20 protein-coding genes, 2 tRNA genes and 1 other RNA gene are annotated in these 20,897 nt (G+C 69.0%); 6 read left to right on the top strand and 17 right to left on the bottom strand.

Annotated features, from left to right (window positions below):
• Positions 1-6: 6 nt before the first annotated feature.
• From BDK92_RS19170 to ffs, 5 genes are all read right to left on the bottom strand, one after another.
• Positions 7-315 carry a YbaB/EbfC family nucleoid-associated protein gene (locus BDK92_RS19170; RefSeq protein WP_246017543.1) on the bottom strand — a complete coding sequence of 103 codons (309 nt, stop codon included), beginning with the start codon at positions 313-315 and terminating at the stop codon, positions 7-9.
• 155 nt (positions 316-470) lie between these two features.
• The gene (locus BDK92_RS19165; protein ID WP_121157937.1) at positions 471-890 is read right to left on the bottom strand and encodes an RDD family protein; all 420 of its coding nucleotides are present in this window, start codon (positions 888-890) and stop codon (positions 471-473) included.
• Between the two features lie 27 nt (positions 891-917).
• Positions 918-1,301, bottom strand: a complete 384-nt coding sequence (locus BDK92_RS19160) for a DUF2752 domain-containing protein (protein WP_246017127.1) — start codon at positions 1,299-1,301, stop codon at positions 918-920.
• Positions 1,302-1,463: 162 nt separating this feature from the next.
• Positions 1,464-3,968, bottom strand: coding sequence for a DNA polymerase III subunit gamma and tau (locus tag BDK92_RS19155; RefSeq protein WP_121157935.1), 2,505 nt, complete (start codon positions 3,966-3,968; stop codon positions 1,464-1,466).
• A gap of 234 nt (positions 3,969-4,202) precedes the next feature.
• Positions 4,203-4,292, bottom strand: an RNA gene (ffs, locus tag BDK92_RS19150) — signal recognition particle sRNA small type.
• Between the two features lie 84 nt (positions 4,293-4,376).
• On the opposite strand from ffs, the gene BDK92_RS19145 reads away from it, so the two are divergent.
• Positions 4,377-4,461 (top strand) — tRNA-Ser (locus BDK92_RS19145).
• 280 nt (positions 4,462-4,741) lie between these two features.
• Here BDK92_RS19145 and BDK92_RS19140 read toward each other — a convergent pair.
• On the bottom strand, positions 4,742-5,734 hold the full coding sequence (locus tag BDK92_RS19140) for a hypothetical protein (protein ID WP_121157934.1): 993 nt from the start codon (positions 5,732-5,734) through the stop codon (positions 4,742-4,744).
• Positions 5,735-5,736: 2 nt separating this feature from the next.
• A complete protein-coding gene (locus BDK92_RS19135; RefSeq protein WP_121157933.1) occupies positions 5,737-6,255 on the bottom strand; it encodes a SigE family RNA polymerase sigma factor in 519 nt (172 codons plus the stop codon).
• Positions 6,256-6,573: 318 nt separating this feature from the next.
• Here BDK92_RS19135 and BDK92_RS19130 point away from each other — a divergent pair, with 318 nt between their 5' ends.
• Entirely contained in the window at positions 6,574-7,347 is a 774-nt protein-coding gene (locus BDK92_RS19130; RefSeq protein ID WP_147457047.1) for a hypothetical protein, read from the top strand.
• Between the two features lie 6 nt (positions 7,348-7,353).
• Positions 7,354-7,773, top strand: a complete 420-nt coding sequence (locus BDK92_RS19125; protein ID WP_121157931.1) for a hypothetical protein — start codon at positions 7,354-7,356, stop codon at positions 7,771-7,773.
• A gap of 109 nt (positions 7,774-7,882) precedes the next feature.
• Here the strand turns inward: BDK92_RS19125 and BDK92_RS19120 are convergent, their stop codons facing one another.
• The 4 genes from BDK92_RS19120 to BDK92_RS19105 all read right to left on the bottom strand — a co-directional run bounded on the left by BDK92_RS19120 (position 7,883) and on the right by BDK92_RS19105 (position 11,112).
• Positions 7,883-8,674, bottom strand: a complete 792-nt coding sequence (locus BDK92_RS19120; RefSeq protein ID WP_121157930.1) for an ABC transporter permease — start codon at positions 8,672-8,674, stop codon at positions 7,883-7,885.
• On the bottom strand, positions 8,671-9,627 hold the full coding sequence (locus BDK92_RS19115) for an ATP-binding cassette domain-containing protein (RefSeq protein ID WP_121157929.1): 957 nt from the start codon (positions 9,625-9,627) through the stop codon (positions 8,671-8,673). The genes BDK92_RS19120 and BDK92_RS19115 overlap by 4 nt, the downstream gene beginning before the upstream one ends.
• Before the next feature lie 25 nt (positions 9,628-9,652).
• Positions 9,653-10,501 carry a DUF4097 family beta strand repeat-containing protein gene (locus tag BDK92_RS19110; RefSeq protein ID WP_121157928.1) on the bottom strand — a complete coding sequence of 283 codons (849 nt, stop codon included), beginning with the start codon at positions 10,499-10,501 and terminating at the stop codon, positions 9,653-9,655.
• A 92-nt stretch (positions 10,502-10,593) separates the two neighbouring features.
• Positions 10,594-11,112, bottom strand: a complete 519-nt coding sequence (locus BDK92_RS19105) for a type II toxin-antitoxin system HicB family antitoxin (protein ID WP_121157927.1) — start codon at positions 11,110-11,112, stop codon at positions 10,594-10,596.
• Positions 11,113-11,304: 192 nt separating this feature from the next.
• On the opposite strand from BDK92_RS19105, the gene BDK92_RS19100 reads away from it, so the two are divergent.
• Entirely contained in the window at positions 11,305-11,799 is a 495-nt protein-coding gene (locus BDK92_RS19100; RefSeq protein ID WP_425462311.1) for a hypothetical protein, read from the top strand.
• A 3-nt stretch (positions 11,800-11,802) separates the two neighbouring features.
• On the opposite strand, the gene BDK92_RS19095 is transcribed toward BDK92_RS19100, so the two are convergent.
• The 6 genes from BDK92_RS19095 to BDK92_RS19070 all read right to left on the bottom strand — a co-directional run bounded on the left by BDK92_RS19095 (position 11,803) and on the right by BDK92_RS19070 (position 18,929).
• Positions 11,803-12,564: a class I SAM-dependent methyltransferase gene (locus tag BDK92_RS19095; protein WP_121157925.1), complete on the bottom strand. Its 762-nt coding sequence runs from the start codon at positions 12,562-12,564 to the stop codon at positions 11,803-11,805.
• A gap of 66 nt (positions 12,565-12,630) precedes the next feature.
• A complete protein-coding gene (locus BDK92_RS19090; RefSeq protein WP_121157924.1) occupies positions 12,631-16,023 on the bottom strand; it encodes an NACHT domain-containing protein in 3,393 nt (1,130 codons plus the stop codon).
• 145 nt (positions 16,024-16,168) lie between these two features.
• Positions 16,169-17,626, bottom strand: a complete 1,458-nt coding sequence (locus tag BDK92_RS19085; RefSeq protein ID WP_121157923.1) for a M1 family metallopeptidase — start codon at positions 17,624-17,626, stop codon at positions 16,169-16,171.
• A 141-nt stretch (positions 17,627-17,767) separates the two neighbouring features.
• Positions 17,768-18,178: a VOC family protein gene (locus BDK92_RS19080; RefSeq protein ID WP_121162384.1), complete on the bottom strand. Its 411-nt coding sequence runs from the start codon at positions 18,176-18,178 to the stop codon at positions 17,768-17,770.
• Between the two features lie 67 nt (positions 18,179-18,245).
• On the bottom strand, positions 18,246-18,749 hold the full coding sequence (locus BDK92_RS19075) for a hypothetical protein (protein ID WP_121157922.1): 504 nt from the start codon (positions 18,747-18,749) through the stop codon (positions 18,246-18,248).
• A 90-nt stretch (positions 18,750-18,839) separates the two neighbouring features.
• Positions 18,840-18,929 (bottom strand) — tRNA-Ser (locus BDK92_RS19070).
• Positions 18,930-19,005: 76 nt separating this feature from the next.
• On the opposite strand from BDK92_RS19070, the gene deoD reads away from it, so the two are divergent.
• Both deoD and BDK92_RS19060 read left to right on the top strand, forming a co-directional pair.
• The gene (gene deoD, locus BDK92_RS19065; protein WP_121157921.1) at positions 19,006-19,713 is read left to right on the top strand and encodes a purine-nucleoside phosphorylase; all 708 of its coding nucleotides are present in this window, start codon (positions 19,006-19,008) and stop codon (positions 19,711-19,713) included.
• 231 nt (positions 19,714-19,944) lie between these two features.
• Positions 19,945-20,883: a hypothetical protein gene (locus BDK92_RS19060; RefSeq protein WP_246017126.1), complete on the top strand. Its 939-nt coding sequence runs from the start codon at positions 19,945-19,947 to the stop codon at positions 20,881-20,883.
• Positions 20,884-20,897 lie beyond the last annotated feature (14 nt).

Here is a 20,897-nt window from a genome sequence, read left to right as displayed (position 1 = left end):
GGGGACTCAGAAACCGGGCAGGCCGAGGCCGCCCATGCCGCCGGTGACCGGGCCCATCTTCTCCTCGGTCAGCTTGCGAACCGCCTCGCTGGCGTTGTGCACGGCGGCCAGCACCAGGTCTTCCAGCGTCTCCACGTCCTCCGGGTCGACCGCCTTGGGGTCGATCTTGACGGCGGTGATCTCGCCGGCGCCGGTGATCGTGACGGTGACCAGGCCACCGCCGGCGGTGCCGGTCAGTACGGCCTCAGCCAGCTCCGCCTGCGCCACCGCGAGCTGCTGCTGCATCTTCTGCGCCTGCTTCAACATCTGCTGCATATTGGGCTGTCCACCCGGACGCACGGCGACTCCTCGGAAGAACGAAAACGGACCAGCCCAGCCTAGGCCATGTCCCGCCGATCACTTGTCGACGGGACATGGCCGTTACCGGCGATCACGGGCGATCTACCGCACCCATGACCACCCGAGGGCAATCAGCCCTTCACCACGACCGTCTTGACGATCTTGTCAGCGAGGGTCTGCCGCTTGCTGTCCCAGAGCGGGAAGAGGAAACCGATGAAGCAGATGATGGAGTCGATGAAGTGCGCGAGGTCGCGCAGGAACGCCTTGCCGGCGCCGATCGGCTGACCGGAGACCTCGTCGACGAGGCGGATGCCGAGCGCCTTCTTGCCCCAGCTCTGGCCGGTCTTGCCCGCCTGGAACCAGCGGTTGTAACCGGACAGCGCGATGGCGAGCACGATGAAGACCCAGTAGAGCGGGCCCGGGCCGGTGGGGAGTCCGGTCTCGGCGTCGGTGCCCGGGCCGCCGAGCACGGCAGCGAGGATGGCGAAGGGTGCGGCGATCAGGCTGTCGACGAGGTACGCGCCGACCCGCGTGATCCAGTTGGCAAACATCAGGGGTGTACTCCTTGAGGAGGATGCTCAGCCGACGCCGAGCCGAATCAACTGGAAAGCCCAGCTCGCCAGGGCGAGCAGAGCCGCCCCCCAACCCGTTGCCCGGCGTGCCCGGGACGACCAGGCGACCGGCGCACGGAGCAGACCGACCGCCCTGAGCCCGAGCATCGGACCCACGGCCACCGCCAGCGCGGCGAGACCGAAGATCACCGGATTGGCCCGGAGTGCACCGATCACGTCACCGTGGACCAGGGCGACCGAGGCCGTGGTGAGACCGCAACCCGGACAGGGCACACCGGTGAGCCAGCGCAGTAGGCATGGCGCGGCCAGCCCGGTGGCACCGGTCAGCGGCGGCCAGATCGCCGCCGCCGCAGCGACGGCCACACCGAAGAGGCCGAGTCGCTCTGGCACCGAAAGTTCACGCTGCACTGATCCTGACCGTTCTGAGAGGGGGGCGGCTGAGCATAAGAGATCACGGACCGGTTGGCTAACCGGTTCACCATGCCTCGCAAATGGACAGTCGACCCATTCATCACGGTCGTCACATATCGTGAATTACCGAGTTGTCAACACTTACTTCGTATTGTCGATCTCGCCGATCCGCTCCGCACCCAGCGTCTCCTGGAGCAACTGCAACGCCTGCTGCTCACTGGTCTGCCGAGCGGTCCGCTCGTCGACCACCTCGTCGAGCGGCTCGTCCCCCGGGTCGAAACCCTCGTAACCGACGGTCCCCGACCGGGCCGGTGCGTCGTAGTCCGGGTCGTACGGCGGATCACCGGCCCACTCCCGGTCTGCCGTACGCACCTGGGCCTGGGGACGGGGACCACGGCCGGCCGCCGCCGCACGCGCCGCCGCGAGGCCGGCGCTCGGCTTTCCACCAGCCACCGGACCACCGGGTACGGACGCACCCGCCGTCCCGTTCGGGGCGACCGGAGCGCTCTCCACCCGGGCAGCCGGTGCGGGCGGGCGGGCGCTCGCGTTGGCGCCGCCGGGGCGGGCCGGCTCAGGCCAGTCGCCACTCGCCTCGGCCGGTACGGAAGCGGCTGCCGCCCCACCCGGGCGCGCCGCCTCCGGCCACCCGTTCTCCTCCACGTCACCCGCCGACGCCGAACCGGCACCCCGTCCGGAGCCGCCGTTCGTACGCTCGACCGCTGGCTGCCCCCGACCCGGCTGACTCTCCCCGGTGTTCGCGGACGCGGTGTCCCAGGGCGGCGAGTCGGCCGGCGCCGCCGACCGGGCCGGTACGTCCTGGGCCCCGGCGTCACGGGCCACGTTCTCCCGAGCCGGCACGGCGGCCTCCCGGACCGAAGCGCCGTTCTCTCGCGCCGGAGAGGCGTTGTCGCGGGCCGAAGCGCCGTTGTCCCGAGCCGGAGCGGCCGGGGTCGGGCGGTGTCCGGCCGAGCCGGCCCCCGTCCGCTGGTCACCGGCGACCTCGCAGCGGATCTGCCACCGCTCGCCGAACTCCTGGTAGATGGCTTCGGACAGCACCTCGACGTGGCTGACGACCATCTGGGCGAGCACCGGCGACTTGACCGTCAGCACCAGGGTGCCGTTGTCGACGTCGCGTACCACTGCGTCCCGTACCAGGGCGGCGAGGCGCTTGTTGGTCCGATTGATCATGCCGACGACCTCGCCCCACTGCCGCCGTACGGCAACGGCGTCCAGGACCCCCGGGGTTCCCGAGCCGGGAGCGGGCGGATCCGGGGTGACCGGATCGGGCATGACCGCCGCCGGGGACACCGCCGGACGAGACGGTGCCGCCGTCGGCGCGGACGACACCGGAGCCGGTTCGGCGGTCACGCCAACCGGAGCGGCCCCGCCAACCGGCGCGGCCTGGGCGGCAGGCGCCGGTCGTACCGGAGCGGCTTCGGCGACCGGCGCGGAGCCGGCGGCGGCCAACGGCCCCGGGTCCCCGCCGAGCGTCAGCCGACGCTCCATCCGCTCCAGCCGTTGCAGCAGGCCACGGCTGGAGTCGTCGACGCCGGGCAGCAGCATCCGGGCACAGACCAGCTCCAGCAGCAGCCGGGGTGCGGTGGTGCCACGCATCTCGACCAGGCCGTTGTGCACGATGTCGGCGCACCGGGAGAGGGTCGCCGGGCCGATCCGCTGCGCCTGCGCGGTCATCCGCTCGATCTGGTCCGACGGACCGTCGATCAGGCCCTTCGCCGCCGCGTCCGGCACCTGTTGCAGGACGATCAGGTCACGGAGCCGTTCCAGCAGGTCGGTGGCGAACCGTCGGGGATCGTGACCGGCCTCGGCCACCCGGTCGACGGTGCTGTACGCGGCAGCCCCGTCCCCGGCGGCGAGCGCGTCACACATCTCGTCGATCAGCGCGCCGTCGGTCACCCCGAGCAGGGCCACCGCGCGGGCGTAGCTGACCCCCTCCGGACCGGCACCGGCGATGAGCTGGTCCAGCACCGAGAGCGAGTCCCGGGCGCTCCCGCCACCGGCCCGAACCACCAGCGGGAAGACCGCCGGGTCGACCTTGACCCCCTCGGCCTCGGTGAGCTGCTCCAGGTACGGCCGCAGCACCCCCGGCGGGATCAGCCGGAACGGGTAATGGTGGGTACGCGACTTGATCGTGCCGAGGACCTTCTCCGGCTCGGTCGTGGCGAAGATGAACTTGACGTACTCCGGTGGCTCCTCGACCAGCTTGAGCAGGGCGTTGAAGCCGGCCGACGAGACCATGTGCGCCTCGTCGATGACGTAGATCTTGAAACGGCTGTTGGCCGGCGCGAAGAAGGCCCGCTCCCGCAGCTCCCGCGCGTCGTCGACGCCACCGTGGCTGGCCGCGTCGATCTCGATCACGTCGATCGAGCCGGCGCCGTCCCCGGCCAGGGCGCGACACGAGTCACAGACGCCACAGGGCTCCGGCGTCGGTCCCTGCTCACAGTTGAGCGAGCGCGCCAGGATCCGGGCGCTGGAGGTCTTGCCGCAGCCACGTGGACCGGAGAAGAGGTACGCATGGTTCAGCCGCCCGCTACGCAGCGCCTGCGACAGCGGTTCGGTGACATGCTCCTGCCCGATCACCTCGGCGAAGGTGCGCGGCCGGTACTTGCGGTAGAGCGCGAGTGCCACTCGTCCCGCCTCCTCTCGACCGAGCCATTCTCGCCCCGCCTCGCCCCGACGGCCACCTCGCCCCGCCCGCACTCCGAAGGAAGGGCCCCTTGTTATCGCTTCCGGTAGTACAAGGGCCCCTTGTTAACACCTGACGGCGTTGGTTGCGGCGCTGAGCGTGGGTGGGGGCCTGGGCTCGGGACAGGCGCGCTGGCCGGGCGGAACGTGCCTCGCGACGTACCGACACCGGGACGCAAAGGCCCCCCGTGCACCCGCCAGAGCCCGCTTATCCTTGCTGCCTTCCGGCCCTGGGGAGGTTCACAGGTTGACGCCGCACGGGGGGTGCGCCAAGTGTACCCGCCTGGGTCTTCGATCTTCACCGGCGGTACGGATTTAGAAGATCCCGCCGGGACCTGTATCCTGTCCGACGGAGGATTCGCCTAGAGGCCTAGGGCGCACGCTTGGAAAGCGTGTTGGGTTTACACCCTCACGAGTTCGAATCTCGTATCCTCCGCTCTTCTGAGCAGCGTAAACGCCCGGCAGGTCCGTAAGGAACCCGCCGGGCGTTCGTTTTGTGGTCTCAGTCGGCCGCCCCGGGGACTCCCGTCGGCCTGTGGTCAGGGTCCGTCCCGGTCGGCAGGCTGCTTCCAGATGAACCCACCGACGCGCTTCGCGCTGTCAGACCGGACCGAGTCGGTTACGCGCGCACTCAGCAGCGATCCCGTTGTCGCCCGCTGATCACGAGGACGCCAGGGCCGGTGGACGGACCGGGCCCTGGCGTCAGTCGCTGGGGGTCAGAACTTGCCGTTGGCCACGTCCGCCAGGGTCACCCGGGTCACCGTGTAGTTGACGGTCCAGGCCCCGCTGTCCGAGGCGTGCTTGATCGGCAGGCCGGTGTCGGCGTTGATGGTCAGACTGTCATTGCCGCCGCCGGTGATCAGGGCGCCGGCGGCAATGGTGAGCACCGGCTGGCCGTCGATGGCGCCCTGCTCGACCGTGAGCTCGGGCATCTGCCCCAGCAGCCGCACCACCCCGGCGCGGACCGTCGGGCTGCCGGCGCCCGCCTTCAGCGCGTGGATCGAGTTGTTCCAGACCGAGATGTCGGTCAGGTTGCCTACGGTGGACGCGTCCTGGCCGGTGGCCTTGAGCTTCGCGGCGATCTTGGCGTCGATCGAGGGCTTGACGCCGGGCTCGTCGATCGGGAACGGCTTCGAGCCCTCCGGGAGGTACGCGAGCGCCATCCTCTTGCGGGCCTCGTTCAGGTCGCCCTTGGCCGCGTACTCTGCCGCCGCGACCGCCTTCTTCCTCCCGGCCTCGCCATCGCCGCCCGTCGTGTGCTTCCCCTTCACCTGTGCCGAAAGGTCACCCCGGGTCTTGCCGAAGTAGAGGTCGCCGTTGTCGGCGAACAGGTCCCAGGCGTCGACTGTGAGGCCGTCGTTGAGTACCTGGTTGCGCAGCACGAGCGTCGCGTCACCCGCGGGCTGCGGAGCGGTGGTCAGATAGCCGACCAGCTTCACCAGCGGGGCCTTCTCGGCGGTCACGCTACTGGTCGCCGCCGAGTTCGGGGCGGCGAGGTTGGGCGCCGGGGCCGGGGTGCCGGTGGTGACCACGGCGATCGCCGCGACCGCGGCGGCGAAGCTGGTGCCAGCGGTCGCGCGCCACGCCAGGCGGCGGTGCCGCAGTTTCCGTCCACGGCTCTCGATCTGCTCGAGGTCGGGCTCGTACGGCCGGTCGCCGACAATGCCCTGCAGCGTCGCGCTCAGACGTGCCTCGGTGTCGTGTGACATGGTCAGATGTCTCCTCGGTTCAGTACGGACTTGAGCTTGATCAACGCCCGGCTCGTCTGGCTCTTGACGGTGCCCTCGCTGCACCCGAGGGCCGCTGCGGTCTCCCGCTCGCTGAGCCCCTCGAGAAACCGCAGGACGACGGTCGCCCGCTGCCGCACGGGCAGCGACTGCAACGCCTGAAGCAGCTCGGCGCGGTTCACCACCTCGTCGGACATGTCCGCGACCGCGATGTCGGTCATGTCGGCGTCGGGCTGCACGGTGATGTTCCGGTTCCGGCGCCAGACGTTCCGCGACTCGTTGATCAGGATGCGTCGCACGTACGCGGACGGGTTGTCGACCCGCTGGACCTTGCGCCAATGGCTGTACGCCTTCGCCAGGGCCTCTTGGACGAGGTCGTCGGCTAGGTACCAGTCCCCGCACAGCAGGTACGCCGTGCGGTGCAACGATGCGGCGATCCCCTGGACGAAAATCCGAAAATCGTGCTCCGCGTCGCTCGCCGTCCCGGCTGGTCGGTGCTTCATTACGGTCGTCACATGGGGGAAGACACCCGTACGGGCGCGGACGTTGTCAAGGGATCCGGACCTTTCTCGGGCTCGGCACGGCTGGCGCTCTCAGCGAACCACGCCGGGCGCTCCGCGAGCCCGGGGTTCCCCGGTTCTCAGCCGATCCGATCGGGGACCCGGCGGGCCGGCCAGCGTACGGCCTCAGGTTGCCGACGCCCCCTACCGTGATCGATGGCCGCCGTGAACCGGCGTTCGTGGGCTGATCAAGCACGAACCCGACCCGGTCCGCCGAAGATCCTGGCAGCCAGGGCAGCTGGTGACCGGAGAGGGGTGGTCGTGGAACTGGCCCGACTCTGGCTCGGACTCATCGTCGCCGTGTGCCTGCCGATGAGCCTGCCGTTCCTACGACGCAACTGGGTCGCGGCGATCTTCTGTGCCGGCTACGCCGCCTACGCGATCTTCCCGGTGCTCGACGGCTGGGCCGCCGTACTCACCTGGTGTGTCGCGATGATCGCCGGACAGGGCGGGAACCTGCTCGCCCAGCGCGACCTCCGTCGACTGCTGCGCCGTCCCGGGAGCAGGGGAGACCAGCGGGAGTCGATCACCCTGATCAGGAAGATGGGGGTGGCCGCGCAGTCCGGACGTACGGCGCTGCTGCTCGCGGGTTCCCTCATGATCTCCGGGCTCACCTTCGCCGGCGGTCACGCCACCGACGTCATCCAGGACCTGGTCCTGCGGGACGAATGGGCAGTCATCCTTTCCGGGTTCCTGATCGCCGTGTTCACCGGCAATGAACTCGTGGTGCTCGTCCTGCGGCCGTACCTCGGAGCGCTGACCGAACACGGCGAGGACGTATCCAAGATCATCCCGTTGGGGGTCTACCTGGGCTGGGTGGAACGGGCACTGGTCTTCATCTTCATCACGGCGGGTCAGCCCGAAGCGGCGGCTCTGGCGATCGCGGCGAAGTCACTCGCGCGCCTGCCAGAGGTGCATCGCCACGATGGCACAGGGTTCGGCCAGTACGTCACCGTCGGTACACTCACTAGCCTGCTCGTCTCCGTCGCCACCGGACTGACCGTACGGGTGGCACTCGGACTGTCACCTCTGTAGGGACCAGTGGCCACCATCCTCGATCACCCGTTCATGCGACTGCTGCTCTCCCTCGACCTGCCCCGCGAGGACTACGCCGTCGCCGGAAGCGGCCCGCTCTTCGCCCGCGGCTGGATCACAGACCCCGGCGACATCGACGTGGTCGCGCGCGGGGCCGCCTGGGAGATCGCGACGGAACACGGTCGACCCGCCCCGGCCCCACAGTGCGACGTCCAACTGATCAGCCTCTTCGACGGATCGATCGAGGTGCTGGACGGGTGGTTCTGCGAGAAGCGGGACGCGCTCATCGACTCCGCCGACGTGATCGACGGCATCCGATTCGTCACGCTCGACGTGGTGGCGAGAACGAAGCGCCACCTGAACCGGCCACGGGACGTCGAACACCTGTTGGTCATGCACGTACGCGGCTGGGACCCGTCCCTCTGACCACCCCGCCGCACCGCCAGGGGCCTCACTGAGCGTAACCAGACATGGTCGTACACATGTTCTATCCACAGGTTGTGGATAGAACATGTGTACGGAGCCGGTTACCGATCTATCGGGTCGACTCGCGGTTGAACAGCTTCTTCGACCAGAGGTAACCGCCGAGGGTGATGACGACGCACCAGCCGACCGCGATGGCGGCGCTGTTCCCGATCGGAGTCCCCATCAGGAGACCACGGATGGTTTCGATGAGCGGGGTGAACGGCTGGTACTCGGCGAACCAGCGCAGCGCGGTGGGCATCGAGTCGGTCGGGACGAACCCGCTGCCGAGGAACGGGAGCAGGATCAGCGGCATGCCGACGTTGCTCGACGACTCGACGGTCTTGCTGGCCAGACCGAGCGCGACCGACAGCCAGATGAAGGCGAAGGCCATCATCACCAGAACGCCGGTGAGGGCGAGCCAGTCGCCCGGACCTGCCGACGGCCGGAAGCCGATGAGCAGCGCGACGCCGATGACCGCCGCGATGCTGAGCATCGTCTGGACGAGGCTGCCGACGACGTGTCCGGTGAGGACGGATATGCGGGCGATGGCCATGGTGCGGAACCGGTCGACGATGCCCTCGGTCATGTCCATGGCGACCGAGATGCTGGTGCCCTGAACCGCGGCGGTGATCGTCATCAGGATGATCGCGGGGGTGACGTAGTTGACGTACTCCGCCCGTCCACCGGACGGGCCGCCGATCCCGGCGCCGAGCGTGCCGCCGAAGACGTAGACGAACAGCAGCAGGAAGACGATCGGCATACCGACGAGCATCACCGTCATGGACGGATAGCGCGCCAGTCGCTTGAGGTTGCGGCGCACCATCGTCGCCGAATCGGTCAGTGCGTACGACACAGTGCTCATCGCGTTGCCACCTTCTCGTTCTTGGGGTTGCCGGTGAGGGCGAGGAAGACGTCGTCGAGGTCGGGGGTGTGCACGCTCAGCGAATCGACCTCGACCCCGTTCTCGTCGAGCCGGTCGAGCAGGACCTTCAGCGCACGGAGGCTGCCGTCGTGCGGCACCCGCAGGGCGAGCGCGTCGCTGTCGCGGGACGCCTGGCGCACGACGCGCGCGGCGGACTCGATGTCGCCGAGGCCGGCGAACCGCAGCAGGATGTGGCCGCCGGGAATGCGGCGCTTGAGCTCGTCCGCGGTACCTTCGGCGACGATCCTGCCGTGGTCCAGTACCGCGATCCGGTCGGCGAGCTCGTCGGCCTCCTCCAGGTACTGGGTGGTGAGGAAGATGGTCACGCCACCCGCGACCAGCTCCCGCACGATCTGCCACATGCCACGGCGACTGCGCGGGTCCAGCCCGGTGGTCGGCTCGTCGAGGAAGATCACCTGGGGTGTGCCGACCAGGGTCATCGCGAGGTCGAGCCGCCTGCGCATGCCGCCGGAATAGGTCGTTGCCGGTTTCTTGGCCGCTTCGACCAGGTCGAAGTGGTCGAGCAGCTCGGCGATCCTGCGCCGGCCCGCCACCCGGCCCAGGTGGTGCAGATCGGCCATCAGTGCCAGGTTCTCCTGGCCGGTCAGCAGGTTGTCGACCGCGGAGAACTGGCCGGTGACGCCGATCGCGGCGCGGACCGCGTCAGGCTCGGCGGCCAGGTCGTGACCCGCGATCCGGGCACTGCCCCCGTCTGCGCGGATCAGCGTGGACAAAATTTTGACCGTGGTGGTCTTGCCCGCTCCGTTCGCGCCGAGCAGCGAGAAGACAGTGCCCCGCGGGACGTCCAGGTCGATTCCGTCGAGCACGACGTGGTCGCCGAACGACCTGCGTAGTCCGGTCGCCGTGATCGCGGACTGGGATGGCGTGGTCATGGAAGGCCCCTCTCGAGAGGTCTGGTCAGGAACGGCGGACGGTGATGTCGCCGAAAGAGGTGTGCGCACGGACTTCGACGGTCGCCTCGGACTTCTCCGGTCCTTGGCCGATGTCCTCCAGCGCGTTGTGCACTCGCCCGTGCCCGGTCTTCAGGTCGAGCCAAGCGGCGGTGCCCGCGGCGATACCGATCTCCAGGTCGCCGGCGGCGGTGTGCAGCGTGACCGACTCCCGCGCGACCTCGCCGATACGAATCGTTCCGTTGGAGGTCTTGGCATCCACCGCGGCGTCGGCCCGGTCGACGGAGATGTCGCCGTTGGCCGCTCGCGTACGCAGGTCGCCGGTGACGGTGCCGATGTTGGTGTTGCCGTTGGAGTTCTTGATGACCGCGGCTCCGCTGATCCGGCCGATGTCGACACGTCCGCTGCCGGTGGCGACTTCGGCGTTGCCGGCGATCGTGTCGACCGTGATGTGGCCACCGGAGGTGTCCAGGCGAAGCTGGCCGGTCCGGTCGAGTCGGAAGTGCCCGACGGACGTCTTGAGCCGGCACTCCCCCAGCGCGCCGGTGCTGTGGAAGTCCCCGACCGACATGTCACCGTGCACCGCCGAGCCAGTGGGGAGTTCGACGAGCACAGCGACCGACCGGGTCTTCTTGGAGAAGTCGAACGCACGGGCCTTCGGCCCGCGCACGGTCAACGCGCCGTTGGCGTACTCGACGCGGGTCTGCTGTGCGGCCTTCACGTCGGACTCGTCGGACTCGTCGCTCGGCCGTACCTCGACGAGGGTGTCGGTGCGGTCGCTCGCGATGAGCCGCACGTCGCCGACGGAGAGGTCGATAGTGACGGAGATCGGTTCCGGGGTGGCGAAAACAGGCATGGCTGTCCCCTCAAGATGAGTCGGAAGAACATCCCCGCTGGTAGGGGACGTGGAAGGAAAGTGGGCTCGGGTCCGGCTAACGCCGGGTCCGGCTAGCGCACCCAGCCGGTGTAGCGCTGCGCGCTGGGCTTGCCACGCCGGTCGGAGCCGTGGTCACGCTCCGAGACTCGCAGCGCGTTCGAGGCGGCCCGCACCAACCACGCGTTGACCGACCGGCCCTCCTTGCCGGCCGCTTCCTCGACCGCGGCCTTCAGCTGTTCCGGCAGGCGCACGTTGATGCGCGCCGTGGCACCTTCCTCGAAGCCCATCGCGGCATCGTCGACCGGCACCGCACCCCGGTCGGTGGTGTCTTCCTGCTGCTGATCCACCTGCTGAGCGGTCACGACGAATTCCGGGTCGCGGCCACGCAGGCGGACCTGCACCGAACCGGGAGCCAGTTCCCTGGTGATCTCGTCGGCGGCGGCGGACAGTGCTTCGAGCAGGGCGAGCCGGATCGCCGACTCCATCGACACGGTCAATCGCTCGATCAACGCGGTGCCGTTGTCATCCCCGGTCTCCGCGGCTGTCAGCAGCTCACGGCCGAGAGAGGCCACATACGGGTTCAGGTCCATGGCACCACTATGGCACACAGTGGTGCCACACACAACCCAACTTGGCTCAGGTTGGCTCAGCCTGGCACCAACCTGGCACTCCGCTCAGTTGGGCTTCCGGCACCCGGTCACAGCAACCTTCTGGCGCCCACTCCGTTGTGCTCCCGGAGGTAAGATATGAAAGCCCGCAAAACGGTACTCATCGGATGGCTGGTGGTCGCGCTCGTCGCCTCCGCCAGCGGAAGCACCCCGGCCCCGCCGACCAGCGGGAACACGGGGAGCTTCGGGCCCGACGTGGTCCACCTGTCCGGGGTACGCAACATCGAGTTCGGCGACACCGAGACCGAACTGACCCGACGCGGCGTGCTGGAGCCGGAACCCGCGTCGTGCGGCCCCAACCTGAACGGGCTCGCCACGGTCGGACCGGTCTTCGATCACGACCGACTCGTGCTGATGTGGGTGAGCCCACCGATGCACACCCCCGAGGGCGTCACCGTCGGCACCCCCGTCAACACCGTGCACGCCCGCTACCCGACCGCGACCGAACTGACCGCTCCACAGGGGACATACCGGTTCGACGGGCTGATGGCCCAGGAGGGCGACCGGGCCTTCCTGTTCCTGCATGACGGGCGAGTGGTCCGCAAGACCATCGCCGGCTACGCCGACTACGCGCACAAGCTCTTCGACGAGGGCTTCGGCCTGTGCTGAGCCCTACCCCTCCCGGGCGGGCTTACGGGCCTCGATCAGGAAACGTCGGGAGTGCGCCACGAACGGCCCACCCGACTCGATCGCCAGGTGCAGCGCGCGCAGGCGGTCGGCGTACGCCTCGACGGTGAAGTCGGGCACCGTCCAGAGCACCTTGCGCAGGAACACGATCACCGCGGCGATGTCGAAGAACTCCATCCGCAGCGCCTCGGACCGCAGGTCCAGCACGTCCAGCCCGGCGGTGGTGGCGGCGGCAACGGCACGATCGGGATGGCGGGCCGGGCTCACCGGCTGGGCGCCCATCATGAAATCGATGAGTTCCCGCACCGAACCGGCGCCGACCTGCTGCGAGAAATAGGTCCCGCCGGGCGCCAACACCCGTGCCACCTCGTCCCACCGCGTCGTCACCGGGTGACGGCTCACCACCAGGTCGAAGGAGTCGTCGGCGAACGGCAGATCGGCGTCCTCCCCCACCTCGACCACGGTGCCGCGCAGCGGAGCGAGCCGCTGCCGGGCGAGCACCGCGTTCGGCGGCCAGCCCTCGGTCGCCACCAGCACCGGTGGTGGCTTCGGCATCCTGGCCAGCACCTCACCGCCACCGGTCTGCAGGTCGAGCGCACGGGTGGCGGCGGCCATCCGCTCACCCATCAACCGGGCGTACCCCCAGGACGGCCGCTGCTCGGTGGCCCGCCCCGAGAACCAGGAAAAATCCCAACCCGCCACCGGTACGGAGAGACCCTCGGCGACCAGACGCTCGAACTTTCCCATCCGGCGAGTCTGCGCCCGCGAGCCACCACCCTCAACGCAATATCGCGCCGGCACTGCCGGCACGCCTCAGGCGTCGTCAGGTTCGATGGTGACCTCCTCCTGCGCGACCGACCCGCCCTTCCGATGGATCAGTGGCCGTAGCCGGGACACCAGGTCGGGACGACGACGGCGGAGCCGCGCGCAGAGCAGGTCGTATTCGTCGTGGGTGAGCGGGAAGTGGTGCAGGTCCAGCTCGTGCAGCCGGGCGACCACGTCGGCCTGGACCACGCCCCACGCCTTCACCGACGGCAGCACCTCCACCAGGTACCCGCTGATACGGGTGTCGGCAGCCGAGTCGCCGCCCAGGAACGCCAGGCCACAGCGGAGGATGGAGAGGGACATCCGCTCCTGAAGCTGATCATTCGCGCCCGGTGCCCGACGCCGACCGAGGAAGAACTTGTCAAAAATCTCGGCAACCGTGCTACTGGAGATTCCCGTGTCGGTGGCCAGCCGTTCCAGCAGTAACGACCGGTGGATCTCCCAAGCGTCGGCAACGAACCAGGGCCGCACCACCACAGCGCACCGTAGGTAGGCCCGCTCCCGCTCGGCCACCGTCGCCCGGCTGGTGGGTAGGAGCCATGCGTCGATCAGCGCGTTCGCGCCCGACTGCCAGCCGTCGACGCGACCCAGCCCGGAATTGACCGACGAACCGATCTCCCTGGCCACCGGCTCCAGCGCGTGCTGCGCCACGTCACCGTTGATGCCGCATTCGAAGTGCGCCTTCCGCCGCAGCCGCTCCGGATACTGCTCAGGGAAATTGAACGCCGTCAGGGCCTCTTCGGAGAGTTCGCGCGCCAGCCGCTCCTGGGGCGGGCTGCCGTACGTCCAGGCGAGGTCGACCGGCGGGACGACAACACCGGCCTGGTCACGGGTGAGCACAACATCCCGACGCGTGCCGTTCCAGCGTCGGTCCAGCCAGAGCAGGTCGACCATGCTGGTCCACTCGTCGCCGGTCAACTGCGACCGCCAGAGCAGCGCCTGGGCGTGCCACTGGTCGATCACGTCCACGCTCTCGTCGACGTACAACTGGCTGCCCCGGACCGTGCCGGCGACGCAGACGACGAGTAGGAGCAGGTTGGCGCTGTAGGCCGCGTGCCGGGCGGGCACCGGCAACGGTTTCGGCCGGTACGCCTCGAATCGCCGCCCCGGCAGGGCCTGGTGCACCACCCGGAACAGTCGGATCAACAGGTCGGCGAGCGCCGCCCGCTCCCCCTCCGGCACCTCCCGGCCGAGCGCGTCCAGGAAACCGACGATCGGTGCCCGGCTGCTCAGTACGGCGAACGAGAGCAACGCGTGCAGCAGATCGTCGTCGACCTCGTCACCATGCAACGACATGGTGGCCGCGGCTTCCCGGGCGGCGATGTCCCGCAGCACCAACCAGACCAGTCGGGCGACCAGATACTCCCCGAAGGTCGCGTGCAGGAACTCGTACGTCTCCAACCGGGTGTCGTCGCCGTGCGACGCCTGCGAGCGGTGCACGAAGAAGAACCGACCGAGCACAATCTCGGCTGGGCGCAGCGGTGCCCGCAGCCCCGCGTCGGTGACGGTCGGCCCCCGTACCCCGGCGACCACCGGCAACGCGGCCAGGTCAGCTTCGAGGTCAGCCTCGGCGACCCACTGCACCCGCCGGTTGAACATCGCGAAGGCCACCACGGAGAGCCGCCGCAGTTCGCCCTCGACCGCTCGTTCCAGCTCCCGGGTGGGCAACCCGGCGCCGAGCTTGGTCACCTCACGTCGGGCGAAGTTACGCAGCAGCCGTTCGTAGAGCTCGTCGCGGCGCAGCTCACCCGCCGTCTGCAAGGCGTTGCCGTCGGCGTCGTAGAGCGCCAGCATCAGCAGCAGCAACGGTTGGGCGGCCAGCTCCCGGTGGGCGAGCACGGTCTCCGGCGCCAGTGGCGCCACGCCACGCGCCGCGAACTGGGCCGCGTTGGTCTCGTTCCAGACCTCCAACCAGGAGGTGACCCGGTCGGCGTCGAACGGCTCCAGCCGCAACGCCACGGTCCCCTCCGGTGGCTGGGCCCGGTCGGCGACGCTGGTCCGGCTGGTCACCACGACCACCACCGGTCGCCCCTGGTCCGCCTCCCGACGCTGGAACGCCGCCACCTTGATCAGGTAATCGGTCTGGCTGACCCCGGTGGCCTGCAACAACTCATCGAAGCCGTCGAGCAGCACCACCGGCAGCGCATCGCCGGCCGAACGGGCCAGCGCCGGCCAGTCGAGCCGCTCCCCGGTGCTGGACCGGATCGCGTGCTCGATCTGATCCTGGAGATCGGCGGCAGCGGGCACCTCACGCAGGATCACCCGGACCGGCAGGAAGTCGGCGGCCGGCAGCCGGCCGGCGAGGACCCGGGTCAGCACGGACTTTCCCGAGCCGGGCTGGCCGAGCACCAACAGCGGCGCCCGGGTCGCCCCGGACGAGGTGAGATAACCGGCGAGGAACTCCGGCAGGTCGTCGCGGATCGGCTGGCGGTCCCACCATGCCTCGTCGCTGGGCCGCGCCCCGGCGCCCAACTCGGCGGTCCGGCACAACGGCGGGACGTACGCGTCGCCGAGGGTCGGCACCCGCAGCCCTTCGGGTACGTCGCCGGACTCCACAACCGGGCGGTTCAGGGCCGCCGCGTACGCGCGGGCCAGAGCGGCGCGCCGCTCGTCGGGCGGCCGGCCGACGGAGACGTCCCGCAGCAACCGCTCCAGACCGGCGAGCGCGATGCCGATCTCGCCCACCTCGGCCCGGGTTCCCTCGTGCTCCCGCATCGCGGCCCAGAACGCCACCTCGGGAAAGTCGACGGCCAGTTGACCGTAGAGCTCCCGGTGCCGGTCGACGGCGGCGGCCGGCAATGTGTGCAGGAGGTTGGCGAAAGCGTCCTGGTCACCCGCGCTCAGCCGTTCCCAGGCGGCGAGCCCGCCGACAAAATCGAGCAGGCCGAACGCGAGCCGCTGGTAGTAGTCGTTCAGCTGCTGCTCGAAGTGGGCGTACGGCTGCCCGGGGCCGGGCACCGGGGCGGTCGAGGCGAAGAAGAGCTGGGTGAGCTGACGGGGACGGAGCCGTACGCCGGCGACAGTGAGCTGCTCCTCCTTGGTCAGCTCCAGCTCGTCGACCGGGATGGGCGGCTTCGCATCGGCCAGGGCCTCGAAGAACGCGACGACGACGATGACCGCGTGCGCGGCCTCCAGCCGTTCCGTGCGGCCGTAGCGGGACAGACCACCGATCCGCTCCTTGGTGGCGCGTACGAGCTGGTGGCTGACCCGGACCAGTTCGGCCTTGGCGTCGAACCAGCCGAGCACACCGAGCACACCGGGCACCGGCACCGACGCGGTGAGCATGGCGGCACCGGTGAGCGTGTCGAGCAGGTCCACCACCCTGCTCTTCTCGCCACCGAGCAGGCGTACCGCATCGGCGTAACTGAGTGTCTTGGGCACGTACGCCGCTCTCCTCCGGTGTCGACAACGCGCGCCCAGCATGCCGCCCCGTGGCAACCACCGATGTCGGGTACGCGACCGAAGCCGATCCAGAGCGGACGTCGTGGGGCACGCACCAGGGGTACGTGCCCCACACACCGCCGGGTTACTTGGGGGTGGACTTCGAGTCGAGCCAGGTGTCGATCAGCTTGGTGAAGTCCTTGCCGGTCTGCTTGTTGACGAACGCGATGAACGAGGCCCGGTCCTGCTGGGTGTTCTTCTGGTCCTGGACCCAGTCGCGGGCGAGGGCGAAGAACTTCTCGTCACCGAGGGCGTCGTTGAGTTCCTTGAGCATGGCTGCCGGGCAGATGTAGACGTTCGACTCGGCGAAGTTGGCGGCCCTGGGGCTGCCGGGCGGCCCGAGCTTCTTGCGCAACTGGGCGTCGCCCTCACGCAGCGACCGCTCAAGATCAGCGTCGCTGAACTTGTAGACCTCCTGCTCGTACAGGCGCTGGATGTAGGTGGCCCAGCCCTCGTTGAGCCACAGGTCACGCCAGGAGGTCGGGGTGACCGTGTTGCCGAACCACTGGTGGGTGTACTCGTGCAGCAGGTCCGCATCGAACGCCTCCCGGCCCATCTTGGCGATCCCGCTGCCGATGGTGACCATCTGCTGGGTCTCCATCGCCGATTCGGAGGGCACGATCACCGCGCCGGCGGTCGGGAACGGGTACGGGCCGAACCGCTTCTCCAACCAGGTCAGGTACTTCGGCGACTCCTTCAGCCAGGGAAGGATCTTGTCGTCGGTGCCCGGCCGGTACCAGTAACTGAGCGGAATGCCGTGCGGGCCGGTGGCGGTGACCTGCTTGTACTTCCCGATCGCGAGCGTGGTCAGGTACGTCGCCACCGGGTCGACGCTCTGGTAACGGAAGGTGTTGCCGTCCTGCCCGGCCGGGGTACCGCTGGCGATCGCGGACCAGCCCGCCGGCACGGTCACCGCGATGTCGTACAGCGCCTTGTCCGACGGCTGGTCGTTCGAGGGGTACCAGGTGAGCGCCCCGAACGGCTCCTGCATCGTCCAGAGGCTGCCGTCCTTGGTGAGGGTGAGCCCGAGCGGCTCGGTGTCGGCGCGCTTCGACGGCATGGGCGTGGTCACCGGCTTGCCGTGGTAGCCGACGACCAGGGTGATCGGCTTGTCCGCGGTGACCGCGGTCGAGACGGTGAGCTTCTCCTTGGTGACCGTTCCGGTGGCGGTCGCGCCGTCGACCGTGACCGTGTCGACCTGGTAGGGCATGAAGTCGAGGCTGAACGAGGCGGCGTCCTTGGTGGGCCGGATCCGCAGGGTCGCGGTGCCGGCCAGCACACTGGTCGACGGGGACCAGTCGAGCGCCAGGCCGTAGTGCAGCACGTCCAACGCGTCGGTACCGCGAGCGGGGTAGATCGGGTCCGCGACGGGCAGCGAACGCCCGGCCTGCCACGGGCTGTAGTCGACAGCGGGCACCGTGGGAGTGGGCGGGGAAGTCGGGGCGTCGGCGTTGGCCGACGGGGACGTGGTGGGCGGCTTTGCCGCACAGCCCGTGACGAGCAGTGCCGGCAGAGCCACGGCGAGGAGTACGGCGCGGCGCATGACGGGCAACGTACCGGATCTTGAAGTCGGTCGGAGGAGCATTATCTTCCCGACTCGTCGCCGGATCCGAACGGCAAGCCGAACGGACGAAACGCCCGGTTCATCCTGGCGGACCTACCGGGCGTTTCACAGCGCGGGAGCCTACGACTTCAACTGGGCGAAACGGATGCTGTTGCCGAAGGGGTCACGGAGACCGCAGTCGATTCCGTACGGGCGCTCGGTCGGTTCGTCGGTGAACTCGACCCCCAGACCCAGCAGCGTCTCGTACGTCTTGCGGCAGTCGTCGGTGCTGAGGAAGAGCCCGCCACCCATGGCCCCCTTGGTCACCAGCTCGCGGACCTGCTGCGCCGTCTCCTCGGACATCATCGGACCGCCCGGCTTCTCCAGCAGGATCTGGCGCTCGGGGTGGCCGGGGATGCTGACGGTCAGCCAGCGCATGAAGCCCATGTCGACGTCCGCGTTGACCTCCAGGCCAAGCTTGCCGACGTAGAAGTCGAGGGCCTCGTCCTGGTCGAGAACGTATATCTGCGAGTGCGTGATGGCGTTGAACATGTACATCACAGTATTGGTCGCGCCGGACGAAAACTTATCCAAAACTGATGAGTCGACGGCACTGGCCTCAGGTGTTCGGTTGGATCGACGGATCGCAGAGGCGACAACCGGCTTCACCCTCGTACAGGTCGTGCTCCGGGCAACGGGTCAACAATGCCGGCGCCGGGGCGGACCGCCAGTCGCCCCACTGCGAAACCTCGACCGGCACCGGGGGGAACGCCGCCACCATCTCCCGGTACCTGGCGAGTTGGCCGGCGATGTGGGACGGGTCGTAACGGAGCCGGTGCCAACCGTGGCCCGTCAATGCCACGTCGAGGACCCGCAGGAGGAACGACTTCTCCGCCGGCCAGTCGGCCGTCCAGGGAATCTCGCTGAGGTCGAAGCCGGAGAACCCCCGGCCGTAGCGGTGACCGTCGGCGAACAGCAGGACGAGATTCTGCTGCCAGGGCGTTTCGGCGATGTGGCAACCCGCCAGGGTGAGCACGTCGAAGAAGACGTCCGTGCCGCCGTTGGAGAGGTAGAGGTCGCCGGGCCCGGTGGTCGCCGCGTACGCGGTGAAGCGGTTGGCCATGGCCGGAATGGTCCCACCGACCAAACGATCTTGAAACGGCGGAACGCCCGGTTCGTCCTCGCGGACTTGCCGGGCGTTCTGCCTGCTTGCTGGCGGTGGCGGCGGGATTTGAACCCGCGGAGGGGTTACCCCCTCACACGCTTTCGAGGCGTGCTCCTTAGGCCACTCGGACACGCCACCGCCGAGAAGGGTACCGGATGCCCGGGGTGCCCGTCGCGGCGGTATGGCCCAGCCGAACCTGGCAGGATCATCAGCCATGAGTACGCACATCGGCGCGAAGCCGGGCGAGATCGCCGAGCGGGTCCTGATGCCGGGCGACCCGCTGCGGGCCAAGTGGATCGCGGAGACCTACCTCGAGGATGCCAAGTGCTACTCCTCGGTTCGGGGCATGTACGGGTTCACCGGCACCTGGTCCGGGGTGCCGGTGTCGGTGCAGGGTTCCGGCATGGGCATGCCGTCGGCCTCGATCTACGCGCACGAACTGATCAACGAGTACGGCGTACGGACGCTGATCCGGGTCGGCTCCTGCGGGGCACTCAGCGAGGACCTGCAACTGCGTGACGTACTCGCCGCGAACGCGTCCTCGACCGACTCGAACATGAACCGGGCGCGCTTCGACGGGCTGATCGACTACGCCCCGGTGGCCGACTTCGGGCTGCTCCGTACGGCGGTCGAGGTGGCCGAGCGGCGCGGCATCACCATGCGGGTCGGACCGGTGCTGGCGGCGGACGCCTTCTACACCGACCGCCCGGACCTCTACGACACCCTCGCCCAGTACGGCGTCCTGGCGGTGGAGATGGAGTCTGCGGCGCTCTACACGATCGCGGCTCGGTTCAAGGCCCGTGCGCTGACCGTGCTGACCGTCAGCGACCACATCAAGACCGGCGAGAGGACCACCTCACAGGAGCGCGAGCAGACTTTCGGCCAGATGGTCGAAATCGCCCTCGACACCGCCATCGCCTGACCCACTCCTCAGCCGCCTCCCCACCCCCACCCTTCCGCGATCTAGGGCGACTCCGCGCTTTTTGATCTCTGCGCGCAGCGATATGCCCTAGATCGCGGAGGGGTGGGGTGAGGGCGCGCACGTAGCACAGGTTCTGGGTGGGTGCGGGGTTATGCACAGGGGGGTTTGTTATCCACAGGTGGGGTTTCGAGGGGCACTGAGCCAGGGTGGTTGGCGGCACGCTCGCCGGTCATGGATCTCTATACGGAAGCTCTCCGTTTTCCGTGGCAACTCCGAGCACCTGGGTCGCACCCGGTCACATACCGCGAGCTGCGTCGGCAGGGTCTCACTGACCAGGCCATCCGTTGGCGGACGAGCCGCCGACGGCTACTCCGCCCGTATCACGGGGTCTACCTGGGTGGCCCGACCCAACCCGACCTGCTCGACCTGGCCCGAGCCGCCCTGCGCGCAGCACCACCACTCGCGGTACTCGGCCTTCATACGGCAGCACAGCTGTACGGGTTCGGCGTCGTACGGACCAACGCCATCCACCTGCTGGTGCCGGCCGGCACCCCGTTCCCACAACGTGCCGGGATCGCCGTGCACCAGGTGACCCTGCCGATCGGTCCACCGGTGACACTCTTCGGCCTGCCTTGCGCACCGCCCGAGCGCTGCGCGATCGACCTGGCCCGCCTCATCCCACGGCTGGACGCCCTTCCCCTGCTGGATGCCGCGCTCTTCTCCGGCGTCTGCCGCCCCGAGAGCCTGTGGCGGGAGGCGGTACGCCATCGTGGTCTTCGAGGTGTACGACAGGCCCGCGAACTGGTCCCGTTAGCGGATCACCGCGCAGAGTGTCGGCAGGAGAGCCAACTGCGCCTGGTCCTGTACGACGGGGGACTTCGTGGTCTCGTGCCGCAACTGAACGTAGCCGACGAATCGGGACGCGTACGCCATCGACTGGACCTGGCCGACCCGGAGTATCTGGTCGCGGCAGAGTACGACGGCTCCAGCCATCTTGACCCACGGCGTCTCCGTGCCGACCGGGTCCGGCACAACTGGCTCTCCGAACGCGGCTGGTCGATCCGGTACTTCACCTCCTCAGACCTCTACCAAAACCCGCAGGGAATCATCGACTCGATCGTCGCCGCCCGAGAAGCCTCCCGTCGATCTAGGGCGAATCAGTGCGAATGAAGATCAACAAGCAC

The sequence above is a fragment of the Micromonospora pisi genome, assembly GCF_003633685.1.
GTDB lineage: Bacteria > Actinomycetota > Actinomycetes > Mycobacteriales > Micromonosporaceae > Micromonospora_G > Micromonospora_G pisi.
The sequence above is the reverse complement of the archived record's forward strand: the minus strand, read 5'-3'. Positions and strand labels throughout refer to the sequence as shown.